Origin of the sequence: Amycolatopsis alba DSM 44262 (assembly GCF_000384215.1) — a bacterium.
In the GTDB taxonomy this organism is placed as follows: domain Bacteria; phylum Actinomycetota; class Actinomycetes; order Mycobacteriales; family Pseudonocardiaceae; genus Amycolatopsis; species Amycolatopsis alba.
Genome location: NZ_KB913032.1, coordinates 5,062,096 through 5,074,541 on the forward strand (window position 1 = coordinate 5,062,096; position 12,446 = coordinate 5,074,541).

A 12,446-nucleotide genomic window follows, 5' to 3' on the forward strand; every position below is an offset into this window, starting at 1 on the left:
TCATTTCTCCTCGGAGCCGAGTGTGGCAATAAGTGTCGAGGTGGGAGCCGTGACGGGGACGAGCCCTGTCAGGTCGATGCGATAGCGGACCTCGACGAGCCGGTTGAGCGCGACTTCCGCGTTCTTGAGCGACTCCGGAACCAGCCGCGGGAATCGGTCATCTATCGCATACAGCGCGGAAGGAGTCCGTCGTGTCCATCGGGTCTCGCAGCGCTCGGCCATATCGTCGCTCCATCCCCACGAGCCCAGGCCCGCTTCCAGGTCGTCGCGCTTGGCGCCCGCGCCGACAAGGTCCCGCACCCGCTCGACCAATTCCCCTAGCCGGAGCCCGGTTCGGGCCCCCGCCTGAGTGAGTTGGTGAGATACCAGCCACAGCGATCGGCTACCGGTGGGGACAAGCTGATTCAGCGACTCGACCCAATGAGTGCGCCGCTCCCCGCTGGTCGTCTTGATCTCCACGTCGTCAGCAGGAAGGCCGAAGTCATGCTCTTCCCTAGCCGGTCCGCGCCAACTGGCTAGCGCGGTGGACACACCTTCTGCGCGGACAAGTCCCGCGAGGCTGAGCAGTTCACCGAACAGGCCGATCTCCCTTTCTTTGGGAAAGACCTCCTCTCTTCTGAGTAGCATGGCGAATTCGCGAAGGGTGAGCTTCAGCGCATCTTCAGGCCACAACCTGTCGATCTGGACATGGTCGGCGACCGAACACAGGAGTGGATAGGCCGCCTGAAACAGTCTGGGGACCGTGACCACCACTTCGAAACAGCGGCCGACATCCTGGTGAGTCAAGCGGCTCACGACGTGCTGAAGTCCTGTGGCGGGAGCGCGGTCGGATTCCGGACTGTGCACCCGCAGACCCAGGTGCCCCTCCGAAGGCGTCACAAAAAGCCACACGAGTGGGTCACCCTCGATCGGCTTCAGGTAAGGCATTCCCTCGGTGAGCACACGATTGAGGAGAGCGGGGGCGAGGTGGCGGTCAGGATTCGGCGTCGCGGTCATCGTCGCTCCGCGCGCACAGCGGTGGTCAGCAGCGACTTCCAGAGCTCGATGTTGTCCTTGTCACGTGATCCGAGATAGTCGCCCTGGAAGACGTCCTCCATGAGCAGATAGATCATGGTCTTGAGGAGAGGCAGGTCGTTGAGGCCCGCGTGGCGGTCGCCGAGCAACATCTTCCGGTACCGCTTGTTGAGCCAAATCGTCTGTTCCGTACGGTCTATGTCGAAGAATCGGTCATCATCGAAATCACGCCAGCGAATGTCAACAGGGTCCGCGCCGAGTGCCTCGATCTCCGCATCGATGGTGTCCCGGAGGCCAGGGCTGAAGCCCCTCCCTGGGCGAATCATCGGCTTTCGCGTCTTACGGCGCTTGTTGCCTGCTTCGTAGACCCGCACCGCTTGAGCGAAGTAATCGCTGAACGAGGTCCCGTCTTCGGCCCTGGCCGATTCGCAGGCATGGCTGAACTCGGGACGTACTTGGACTCTCGACTTCTCCGGATTCATCCGAAGCAAAGCTTCGGCATCACGGTCGATCTCGACCTCGACCCTGGCCAGCTGAAGCTTGGGATGCGGGGCGTGCACTCCTTCCCACCCGCCAGGCTGCAGGAGACGGTCTCGGCGGTAGAAGTACATTCCCTGGTGGTCAGCGGGACGGCCCCCGAGTTTGAACTGACGTGCCGTCGAACGTGGGGGCCAGATGTGGCACCGGAATGTCAACGAGCGGTCGCCGGCGGCCTTGAGGTCTTTCGGAAACCCCGTGGCACCTGTGCGGTGGTAGTCGAAGGGGTTGATCGACTCCACCTCGATCGGCGAGCTGGGTGAGGTGGAGCGCGCGTCCTGGACATCGAAGACGATCGTGACGCGGCCACTCTCGATGATGCGGTGGAACACGAGTCCGAGGTGGTTGGAGGCGTCGACGACCTTCTGTGAGACGAACCGCTCAACGTGAGACTCGTTGTCAGTGGCGGGGAAGCCACCGACCTGGTCCCAGCGCACGATCGTGCCGCTTCCCGTGTCGGGGAGCCCGCGATCCTGCTCGAGCTCGTGCTCGGCGAAGGACTCCGGGACGGTGTCGCAGAGAAAGCGGGTCTTGGCGTCATCGATTCTCCAGCGGCGCCCAACCGCAGGTGCTTCCTTCGCTCGGGAGAGCAGAGTCAGCTGATTCGCCTGACTGAAAGAGGCAGCCTTGAGGCCCAGTCCAAACCAGCCGAGGTCCGCCTCACCATAGGCCCGGCGGCCTCCGACGGTCATCGCTTCGTCTATCCGTTCCGGACCGATCCCGTGCCCGTTGTCCACGACGTACAGCGAGCAAAGGCGACCTTGATCGCGAACGAACCGGATCAGTACATGAGTCGCGTCCGCATCGACGGAGTTGTCGACCAGGTCGGCAAGGGCGGTCTCGAACGAGTGATTGCGCCCGATGGCTTCCATTGTCCGCGGGTCTGGCGGGAGCTCGACGGACCCGTCCGTGGGCACGCTCGCGGCCCATTCGGCCATCGTCACTTGGTATCCCCCTCTTATGGTCTTCTTACCGCACCTAATAGGCCAAATCGGCAACCGTGTTACAGCCCCAGGGTAGTCCCGTGAAGGTGTCCGCACTTTCGGTTCGTGGGCGAGGTCGTATGCGACTGCTCTGAGCTGCCGATATGGCTCGGCAAGGCAAGTGGGCGAGCCGAGGCTGGCGGGGTGGTCGTGTCAAGTCCACCCGAGGCCTGGAGTAGGGCTAAGCTGGTCGATCGGTCTGGCCGGCTCGCGACCCGGTCGAGAGTCGCTATCCGCCGAGTCGTGTTGTGCGCATGACGCGCATCGCCTCATATCGGGACTGTTCCGTGTGGCGTCAGAGGAACACGCTTCGACTTGCTCTGTCGATTCTTTTCGATACACAGATGGGCCTGTTGGCGAAATAATTAGGAGAGGCCCAAGAGTATGCGGCCGTGTATGTGCCGGCAGCTCAGGTCCGCCTTGGCCACGATGTTTCGCCGGCTAAGTGCGAGGGGCGGCGAGTTCGCGTGTCTGGTCGGCTGCCGTCCGGCGTGATCCTGGCTGCCGTGCGATGGCCGGAGAGCGGGCGTACTTGTTGTCCGAGGTGGACGTATCGCCGAACGTGATCGTCGGTCGGAATGCGGGATCATCGCTGACAGAATCGGTGCGCCGTGAAATCACGCGGAGGATAGGGATGTTGTTCCGGCCTAGGTGTGTCCGGCGAGCTTTTGGGCGACCCGCTCAATCACGGAGAGTAGCTAGATCAAGGTCATTTTCATCTCGATTCACCCGCAATGGTGATCTTGGTTGAGTGGGATGTCATGCTGGGTGTCCGACCATGGCCCTCTAACGAACCGACCCCGAGTCGCCGGAGGGCCGGAAGAAGGTGGCAGATGACCTGGGCTAGGCATTCCAGTCGTCCCGACCCCGCAGAAGACCAGAGCCGGATGGCCGGTGTGCGCGCGGAGGAAGAAGTCCGCCTCACCCTGCAGAACGGCAGAGCCGCAAGGACCGTCGCCGGGCACGCCTCGGACGCCATCGACTGTGCGGAACTGCTGGCCATGCTCGGGCTCGAAGGAGTCCAGAAGAAGCACGCTCAGCGCACCTGACCCCCGATCCGGGTAGTCAGTTCGGCCGCGGTCAGACGGACCTCTTCGGCCAGTTCAGGCCAAGTTTCCTCGCAGCCCTCAGTCCCTGGGCAGAGGTGGCGGAGGGTCACGCTGATCGCGGCCATCGGCCGGCCACCGTGGTCGAAGACCGGGCAGGCCACCGAAGCGAACCCTTCGGTGACGTGGCCGTCTTCGACCGCCCAGCCGAGCCTGCCCTCCGCGTTCAGTGTGCGGCGCAGTTCGGCGAGGGTGCGCGGGCCGCGGCCGGTGCGCAGGACGAACGCCGACGCGGCCGGGAAGAGCGCGCGCACGTGCGGCGACGGCAGGTGCCGCAGCATCGCCCTGCCTGACGCCGTGAGCTGCCCCGGAAGCCGGACGCCGACCTCGGTGACCAGGGTTTCCGGGCGCGTGGGGCGCTCTTTGACCAGGTAGAGCGACTCGTTACCGTGCAGCACGCCGAGATGCGCGGTGTGGCCCACCCGATCGGCGAGTTTGCGCAGCAGCGGGACGGCGAGCCGTTCCAGCGGATCGTGCCGCAGGTAGGCCGAGCCGAGCTCGAACGCGGCGATGCCGAGGCCGTACCGGCGCTCGGCGGGCAGGTGTGCCACGAAACCGGCGGCCTCCAGTTCGGCGAGCAGATGATAGGTCGTCGAGCGCGGGAGGCCGAGTTCGCGCGCGATCGCGGCCGCCGACACCGGGCCCGGCCGGGCGGCGAGCGCGCGAAGGATGCCGAGGCCGCGTCGCAGAGCTGGGACTTCACTGCTCTCGCCCATGCTGACCTCCTGTTCTCCCGACCTGGGGGAGCAGGGGACCTTTGCTATCGCTTCTCTCAACGTTGAGACAAGCGATAGCAAAGGTCCCCTGCTATCGCCGGGTGTGTCTTGGATACCAGACACAACCACCGGTTGGGGTCGCCTGCCAGCGGGCATGGCGTTGTCCAATGGGGCTATGCCGGAAACCGTACTTCTGGGGTCCGAACCGCTTCGGCCCGAACAGGTCGTCGCGGTCGCCCGTGACCACTCGCCCGTCGCGGTCAGCGAAGCCGCTGAGAAGAACCTCGCCGCGACGCGTCAGCACATCGACAACCTCGCCCACGCCGAGACGCCGACGTATGGCGTTTCGACGGGCTTCGGTGCGCTCGCCACCAGGCACATCCCGCTGGAGAGCCGCACCGCGTTGCAGCGGTCGCTGATCCGGTCGCACGCGGCGGGCGCGGGCCCGGTCGTCGAGACCGAGGTCGTGCGCGCGCTGATGCTGCTGCGGCTCCGCACCCTCACCAGTGGGTACACCGGCGTCCGTCCGGGGACCGCGCAAGCGCTTGCGGCCCTGCTCAACGCCGGAATCACTCCGCTCGTTCACGAGTACGGCTCCCTCGGCTGCTCCGGCGATCTCGCGCCTCTGGCCGCTGTCGCACTCGCGCTGATGGGGGAGGGCGAAGTCGAGTACAACGGCGAAGTCGTCCAGGCCGGCGTCGCGCTGAAGCACGCCGGGATCGAGCCGGTCGTTCTCGCGGAGAAGGAGGGCCTCGCCCTCACGAACGGGACCGACGGCATGCTCGGCATGCTCCTGCTGGCTGCTGCCGACCTGCGCAAGCTTCTTGACACGGCTGACATCACCGCGGCGATGAGCGTCGAAGCGCTCCTCGGCACCGACCGCGCCTTCGCCGCCGACCTCCAGGCCCTGCGCCCGCACCCCGGACAGGCACGGAGCGCCCAGCGCATGTGGACGGCGCTTCAGGACTCGAAGATCGTCGAGAGTCACCGCGGCCCGGACTGCAACCGCGTCCAGGACGCGTACTCGCTGCGCTGCTCGCCGCAGGTGCACGGCGGCGCACGGGACAGCCTCACGCACGCCGAACTCGTCGCCGAGCGTGAACTCCATTCCGCCGTCGACAACCCGGTCGTGCTGTCCGACGGCCGCGTCGAGTCGAACGGCAACTTCCACGGCGCCCCGGTCGCGTACGTGCTCGACTTCCTTGCCATCCCGCTCGCGGACGTCGCCAGCATCGCCGAGCGCCGCACCGACCGGATGCTCGACAAGGCCCGCTCGCACGGTCTGCCGCCGTTCCTCGCGTTCGATCCCGGCGTCGATTCCGGCCACATGATCGCCCAGTACACGCAGGCCGCCGTGGTCAGCGAGCTCAAGCGCCTCGCCGTGCCGGCGTCGGTCGACTCGATCCCGAGCAGCGCCATGCAGGAGGACCACGTCTCCATGGGCTGGTCCGCCGCGCGCAAGCTGCGCAAGGCCGTCGAGGGCCTCAACACCGTCCTCGCCATCGAACTGCTCACCGCCGCGCGGGCACTCGACATGCGCGCGCCCCTGGTCCCGTCGCCGGTCACCGGCCGGGTCCGGGATCTCGTCCGCACCAAGGTCGAGGGCCCCGGCCCCGACCGTCACCTGGCGCCGGAGATCGCCGCCGCCGAAGAACTCGTCGCGTCGGGTGCCGTCCTCGCCGCGGCCCAACTGGAGGTCTGAGCCCATGACCCGCACGGTCCGTGCCGCCCGAGGCACCACGCTCACCGCGAAGAACTGGCAGACCGAAGCCGCGTTGCGGATGTTCCACAACAACCTCGACCCCGAGGTCGCCGAGCGCCCGGAGGACCTCGTCGTCTACGGCGGCACCGGCAAGGCCGCCCGCAACTGGGCCAGCTTCGACGCGATCACCCGCGAACTGACCACTTTGGAAGCTGACGAGACGCTGCTCGTCCAGTCCGGCAAGCCGGTCGGCGTGTTCCGCACGCACGAATGGGCGCCGCGCGTGCTCATCGCGAACTCCAACCTCGTCGGCGACTGGGCGACCTGGCCGGAATTCCGCCGCCTGGAAGCACAGGGCCTGACCATGTACGGCCAGATGACCGCGGGGTCCTGGATCTACATCGGCACGCAGGGAATCCTGCAGGGCACCTACGAAACCTTCGCCGCTGTCGCCAAGAAGCGCTTCGGTGGCAGCCTCAAGGGCACGCTCACCGTCACCGCCGGCCTCGGTGGCATGGGCGGCGCGCAGCCGCTGGCCGTCACGATGAACGACGGCGTCGCGCTCGTCATCGAATGCGACCCTCAGCGTGCCCACCGCCGCGTCGAGACCCGCTACCTCGACGAGGTCGCCGACGACCTCGATGACGCGATCCGCCGGGTGGAGGCCGCCAAGAAGGAGAAGCGCGCGCTGTCCGTCGGTGTCGTCGGGAACGCGGCCGAGGTGCTGCCGGAGCTGCTGCGCCGCGGTGTCGAGGTCGACATCGTCACCGATCAGACCTCCGCGCACGACCCGCTTTCCTACCTGCCCAAGGGTGTCGGCGTCGACGAGTGGCAGGATTACGCGGACAAGAAGCCCGACGAGTTCACCGAACGCGCCCGTGAGTCGATGGCGGAGCACGTCGAAGCGATGCTCGGCTTCCTCGACAAGGGCGCCGAGGTCTTCGACTACGGCAACTCGCTGCGCGGCGAGGCGAAACTCGGCGGCTGCGAGCGCGCGTTCGACTTCCCTGGATTCGTGCCCGCCTACATCCGCCCGCTGTTCTGCGAGGGCAACGGCCCGTTCCGCTGGGCGGCGCTGTCGGGCGACCCCGAGGACATCGCGGCCACCGACCGCGCGATGCTGGAACTGTTCCCGGAGAACGAATCCCTCGCGCGCTGGATCAAACTGGCCGGTGAACGCGTCGCCTTCCAGGGCCTTCCGTCGCGGATCTGCTGGCTCGGCTACGGCGAGCGGCACCTCGCGGGCCTGCGGTTCAACGAGATGGTCGCCAGCGGTGAGCTGAAGGCGCCGGTCGTCATCGGCCGCGACCACCTCGACTCGGGCAGTGTGGCCTCGCCGTACCGCGAGACCGAGGGCATGGCCGACGGCTCCGACGCGATCGCCGACTGGCCGTTGCTGAACGCGCTGGTCAACACCTCCTCGGGAGCCAGCTGGGTGTCGATCCACCACGGTGGCGGGGTCGGCATGGGCCGCTCCATCCACGCGGGCCAGGTCAGCGTCGCCGACGGAACCCTGCTGGCCGCGCAGAAACTCGAGCGCGTGCTCACCAACGACCCTGGCATGGGCGTCATCCGGCACGTCGACGCCGGCTACGACCGCGCCGCCGACGTCGCCGACGAACGCGGTGTGCGCGTGCCGATGCGGGACGCCGAGTGACCGCGTCCTCACTGCTGGCGCAGATCTCGGACGTCGGCCGCGACCCGAAGCGCGGCGGCTACTCCCGCCATGCCTTCGACGCGGCCGAAACCGAGCTGCGCGCGTGGTTCGTCGAACGCGCCGGACGGCTGGGACTCGGGGTCGAGACCGATCGCAACGGCAACATCTGGGCCTGGTGGGGCACCCCCGGCCCGGACGCGGTCGTCACCGGGAGCCATCTCGACTCGGTTCCCGGCGGTGGCGCCTTCGACGGCCCGCTCGGGGTCGCGAGCGCGCTCGACGCGGTGGAGATCTTGCAGGCCAAGGGATTCCGCCCCGCCAAGCCGTTCGCCGTCGTGGTCTTCGCCGAGGAGGAAGGCGGCCGCTTCGGCGTGCCGTGCCTCGGCTCGCGGCTGCTGACCGGGACCATCGACGCGGACAAGGCGCGTGGCCTGCGTGACCCCGACGGCGTCACGTTCGCGGAAGCGGCGGCGAAATCCGGCCTCGATCCCGAACGCGTCGGCCGCGACTCCGAACGGCTCGGCCTGATCGGGCGGTTCCTCGAACTGCATGTCGAGCAGGGGCGCGGGCTGATCGACCTCGGTTCACCGGTCGCCGTCGGCAATACGGTGATCGCACACGGACGGTGGCGATTCTCCTTCCAGGGACAGGGAAACCACGCCGGTGCGACGCTGATCGGCGATCGCCGGGACCCGATGATCCCGGCGGCCGAGACCGTCCTTGCCGTGCGGAAACTGGCGAAGGCGACTTCCGACGCCAGGGCCACGGTCGGCAGGCTCGTGCCGGTCCCCGGCGGGACCAACGTCATCGCGTCCACTGTGGACCTCTGGCTGGACGCGCGGGTGCCTGGTACGAATACGCCCGAACTGGTCGCGGAGATCGCAAAACTGGCCGAAGATGCGGCTGGGCAGGAGGGTTGCCGCGTCGAGGTGACCAGGGAGTCGTACTCCGACGACGTGATCTTCGACGACGCGCTGCGCCGCGACCTGGGCACCTGGCTGGGCGGACCGCCGGAGCTGCCGACCGGGGCCGGGCACGACGCGGCGATCCTCGCCGGATTCGTTCCGTCCGGGATGCTTTACGTGCGCAATCCGACCGGGATCAGTCACTCCCCGGAGGAGTTCTCGGAAGCGGAGGACGTCGATCACGGCGCCCGTGCGCTCGCGGACGTCCTGGAGAAACTGGCGGCATGACGACATACTGGTGTGAACGGGCCTGGCTGCCGGACGGGATAGCCGATGCCGTCCGGATCGAGGTCGACGGCGGGAAGATCACCTCCGTGACAGCGAACGCGCCTCGTGCAGGGACCGTCCTGAATGGACTGACCTTGCCGGGATTCGCCAACGGGCATTCGCACGCGTTCCATCGTGCGCTTCGCGGCCGGACGCATCACGATCGCGGGACGTTCTGGACGTGGCGCGAGCGGATGTACTCGCTCGCGTCCCGGCTGGATCCGGATTCGTACCATCGTCTGGCGCGCGGGGTCTACGCCGAGATGGTGCTGGCCGGCTACACGAGTGTCGGCGAGTTCCACTACCTGCACCACGCGCCGGGCGGAAAGCCTTACGCCGAGCCGAACGCGATGGGTGAGGCGCTGCGGCAGGCCGCCGCGGACGCCGGGATCCGGCTCACTCTCCTCGACACGTGCTACCTGGCGGGTGGCATCGGCGTCGAGCCGGACGAGGTGCAGCAGCGCTTCTCCGACGGTTCCGCTGCGAAGTGGGCGCAACGAGTCGGCGAAATGCGTGAGGGGGAGACGTTCCGGGTGGGCGGCGCGATCCATTCGGTGCGTGCCGTTCCCGAGGATCAACTGTCCGAAGTGGACAACGGGACGCCCGAGGATCGGCCGCTGCACATCCACCTTTCCGAGCAGCGGGCCGAGAACGAACAGTGCATGGCGGCCTATCACTGGACTCCGACGGGGCTGCTCTGGGACAACGGAGTACTCACCGATCGGCTCACCGCGGTGCACGCGACGCACCTGACAGCGGGCGACATCAAATGGCTCGGTGAGGCGCGAAGCCGTGCTTGTTTCTGCCCGACGACCGAGCGGGATCTCGGCGACGGGATCGGCCCGGCGCGCACTCTGCTGGACGCGGGGGTGCGGCTGTCCCTCGGCAGCGACAGCAATGCGGTCGTCGACGCGTTCGAGGAGACCAGAGCACTGGAACTGAACGAGCGGCTCGCCAGCGAGCAGCGCGGCCGGTTCACCGCGGAGGAACTGCTCGGGGCGGCGACCGATCACGGCGCGGTCGGCTGGGACGAAGTCGGCGAACTGGCTCCGGGAGCGGGCGCGGACCTGGTCACGGTCGGCCTCGGGTCGGTGCGGACCGCCGGGATCGAGCCGTCAGGTGTTGTCTTCGCGGCTTCCGGCGCGGATGTCCGGGATGTCGTGGTCGCCGGGCGGGAGATCGTCCGCGGTGGCGTGCATCAGCTGATCGACCGGCCGGAAACGGTCTTGGCCAAGGAGATCGAGGCATTGTGGCAGTCCTGATCACGGGTATCGGCGAGCTCACCACGAACGACGCCGAGCTGGGCAAGCTCCGCGACGCGGCGGTCGTCGTCGACGGCGAAGCGATCGCGTGGGTCGGCCCGGCGGCGGACGCGCCCGACGCGGACGAGCGGATCGACGTCGACGGCCGTGCGGTGCTGCCCGGCTGGGTGGACAGCCACACACACCTGGTGTTCGCCGGGGACCGCACCGCCGAGTTCGAAGCGCGGATGGCCGGGAAGGCCTACAGCGCCGGAGGGATCGCGGTCACCGTCAATGCGACGCGGGCGGCTTCCGACGAGGAGCTGGCGGCGAACTTGCGGCGTCACGTCGACGAGGCGGCGAAGCAGGGCACGACGTGTCTGGAGACGAAGACCGGGTACGGGCTCAACGTCGAAGACGAGGTGCGTTCGGCGCGGATCGCCGCTGCCGTCGCCGACGAGGTCACGTTCCTCGGCGCGCATCTGGTGCCGCCGGGTGCGGACGCGGAGTCGTATGTGGACCTGGTGTGCGGCGACATGCTCGATGCCGTGGCTCCGCTCGTGCGGTGGGCGGATGTGTTCTGTGAGACCGGCGCGTTCGACGAGGCGCAGTCCGGGCGGGTGCTGAAGGCGGCGCGGGAACGCGGGCTCGGGCTGCGGGTGCACGGGAACCAGCTCGGGGAGGGGCCGGGAGTTCGGCTCGCGGTCGAGCTGGGCGCGGCGAGTGTCGACCATTGCACGTACCTGAGCGAAGCGGACCTAGAGGCTCTCGCCGCTTCGGAGACCGTCGCGACCTTGCTGCCCGCGTGTGACCTGTCGACTCGCCAGCCGTTGGCGCCGGCGCGGCGGCTGCTGGACGCGGGGGCGACGGTCGCGCTGGCCAGCAACGCGAACCCTGGCAGTTCGTACACGACGTCGATGGCGTTCTGCGTCACGACCGCGGTGCTGCAGATGCGGATGACGATCGACGAGGCAGTGTGGTCGGCGACGGCGGGCGGCGCTCGCGCGCTTCGGCGTGACGATGTCGGCTTCGTGCGGCCTGGAGCGCGTGCTGACCTTCAGGTGCTGGAGGCACCTTCGACGACGCATCTCGCGTACCGGCCCGGAGTGCCGCTGACGGCCGCTGTGTGGCGACGCGGGGAGCTTCTGACCTGCGGTTTCGCGGCAAAGCGATAGCAAAGGTCCCTTGCTCCCCCTGCGGTCAGGAGGCTTGGTCGAGGGTCTCCTCGACGCGTTCGCGAAGTGCGGGCGGGAGTTCGTCGAGCAAGTGGGACCACTGCTCGACGCGCTTCTCGCTCAGATGGGTGAGCAGGTCGAGCACCGGCGCCCACAGGTCCTCGTCGGCGGCCGCGACCTGCAGGAGGCCGCGGAACCGGGCTTCGGAGAGCAGCCCGAGGACGTGATCGATCCGGCTCTTGTCGTCGAGGACGAACGCGATCCGGATCAGCGCTTCGTCGCCGATGACGCCGAGGGCCCTTCGCACTGTCGGATCGGGAAGGTGGCCGACGAACCGGCCGACGGTGATCCAGTCCTCGCGGCGCACCAGTTCCCCGGCGACCGCGACGACGGTGTCGAGCGGGATGCGCGCGATGATCGCGCTCGCCCGGCGCGGGTCCAGTTCGGCCGCGACGTCGGACAGGAACTGCGGCTTCAGTCGCTTCGCGACGTCAACGCCACGGGAGACGTCCACGAGCCCGGCGATCCGCGCGCACAGAAGCGGGCCGAAGACCTTCTCGGCGATCTTCGCGAGGATCGGGCTCGGGACGAGCTTGCTCGCCATCGCCATCCGCTCGAGAGCGGCGCGGTTGGCGTCGAACAGGGTGTTCGTGACCTGCTCGCGGAACGTCTGGAGCTCGGCCGCGTCCACGTTCTCCAGGTAGGACAGTCGCTCAGGGGTGGTGCCGAGGACACGGGCGAGTTTGAGGATCTCCGCCTGCGAAGCGAAGTTTTCGGTGGTCACAGGCCCACCACCTTGCGGATGGTGCCGCGCAGAAGCGCGGGTACGTACTTCAGGCCCTCTTCGCCCGCTTCGGCCAAGGCTTTGGCCTGGCGGTGGCGCGCATCGCGCAACGCGTCGGAGAGGTCCTGTTTTTCGTTGTCGGCCAGCGCTTCGATGCCTGCCGGGACAGGACCGCCTAGCTGGCCGGTGAGTGTGCGCTCGGCCATGGTCGATCATCATGCCTCATGAATCCGGCGGAGACCCGATGATCGGGGGACCTTTACTTTCGTCCATGGCGGACGGCTCAACGCGACTTGTAG

At 67.9% G+C, this 12,446-nt stretch carries 11 protein-coding genes; 6 read left to right on the top strand and 5 right to left on the bottom strand.

The features are described 5' to 3' along the window. Positions 1–996 (bottom strand): PD-(D/E)XK motif protein, encoded by a 996-nt coding sequence (locus AMYAL_RS46050; protein WP_020633860.1) that lies wholly within the window; start codon positions 994–996, stop codon positions 1–3. Beyond that, positions 993–2,489 (bottom strand): ATP-binding protein, encoded by a 1,497-nt coding sequence (locus AMYAL_RS0124305; protein WP_020633861.1) that lies wholly within the window; start codon positions 2,487–2,489, stop codon positions 993–995. Before AMYAL_RS0124305 ends, AMYAL_RS46050 begins: the two co-directional genes overlap by 4 nt. Before the next feature lie 878 nt (positions 2,490–3,367). Between AMYAL_RS0124305 and AMYAL_RS49315 the strand changes: the two genes are divergently transcribed. After that, entirely contained in the window at positions 3,368–3,583 is a 216-nt protein-coding gene (locus AMYAL_RS49315; RefSeq protein ID WP_037345970.1) for a hypothetical protein, read from the top strand. Here AMYAL_RS49315 and AMYAL_RS0124315 read toward each other — a convergent pair. Further along, positions 3,571–4,356, bottom strand: a complete 786-nt coding sequence (locus AMYAL_RS0124315; RefSeq protein ID WP_020633863.1) for an IclR family transcriptional regulator — start codon at positions 4,354–4,356, stop codon at positions 3,571–3,573. The genes AMYAL_RS49315 and AMYAL_RS0124315 overlap by 13 nt on opposite strands. Positions 4,357–4,531: 175 nt before the next feature. Here AMYAL_RS0124315 and hutH point away from each other — a divergent pair, with 175 nt between their 5' ends. From hutH to hutI, 5 genes are read left to right on the top strand one after another with little or no spacing between them, the layout of a single operon-like run. Then, positions 4,532–6,058 carry a histidine ammonia-lyase gene (gene hutH / locus AMYAL_RS0124320; protein ID WP_020633864.1) on the top strand — a complete coding sequence of 509 codons (1,527 nt, stop codon included), beginning with the start codon at positions 4,532–4,534 and terminating at the stop codon, positions 6,056–6,058. Positions 6,059–6,062: 4 nt separating this feature from the next. Continuing rightward, positions 6,063–7,715: a urocanate hydratase gene (hutU, locus tag AMYAL_RS0124325; protein ID WP_020633865.1), complete on the top strand. Its 1,653-nt coding sequence runs from the start codon at positions 6,063–6,065 to the stop codon at positions 7,713–7,715. Next, positions 7,712–8,908 carry an allantoate amidohydrolase gene (locus tag AMYAL_RS0124330; protein ID WP_020633866.1) on the top strand — a complete coding sequence of 399 codons (1,197 nt, stop codon included), beginning with the start codon at positions 7,712–7,714 and terminating at the stop codon, positions 8,906–8,908. Before hutU ends, AMYAL_RS0124330 begins: the two co-directional genes overlap by 4 nt. Continuing rightward, positions 8,905–10,209: a formimidoylglutamate deiminase gene (locus AMYAL_RS0124335; RefSeq protein WP_020633867.1), complete on the top strand. Its 1,305-nt coding sequence runs from the start codon at positions 8,905–8,907 to the stop codon at positions 10,207–10,209. The genes AMYAL_RS0124330 and AMYAL_RS0124335 overlap by 4 nt, the downstream gene beginning before the upstream one ends. Beyond that, on the top strand, positions 10,197–11,363 hold the full coding sequence (gene hutI / locus AMYAL_RS0124340; protein WP_020633868.1) for an imidazolonepropionase: 1,167 nt from the start codon (positions 10,197–10,199) through the stop codon (positions 11,361–11,363). The genes AMYAL_RS0124335 and hutI overlap by 13 nt, the downstream gene beginning before the upstream one ends. Before the next feature lie 25 nt (positions 11,364–11,388). On the opposite strand, the gene AMYAL_RS0124345 is transcribed toward hutI, so the two are convergent. Both AMYAL_RS0124345 and AMYAL_RS0124350 read right to left on the bottom strand, forming a co-directional pair. Next, positions 11,389–12,147: a hypothetical protein gene (locus AMYAL_RS0124345; RefSeq protein WP_020633869.1), complete on the bottom strand. Its 759-nt coding sequence runs from the start codon at positions 12,145–12,147 to the stop codon at positions 11,389–11,391. Further along, positions 12,144–12,353: a hypothetical protein gene (locus AMYAL_RS0124350; RefSeq protein ID WP_005168441.1), complete on the bottom strand. Its 210-nt coding sequence runs from the start codon at positions 12,351–12,353 to the stop codon at positions 12,144–12,146. The genes AMYAL_RS0124345 and AMYAL_RS0124350 overlap by 4 nt, the downstream gene beginning before the upstream one ends. Between the last annotated feature and the right edge of the window lie 93 nt (positions 12,354–12,446).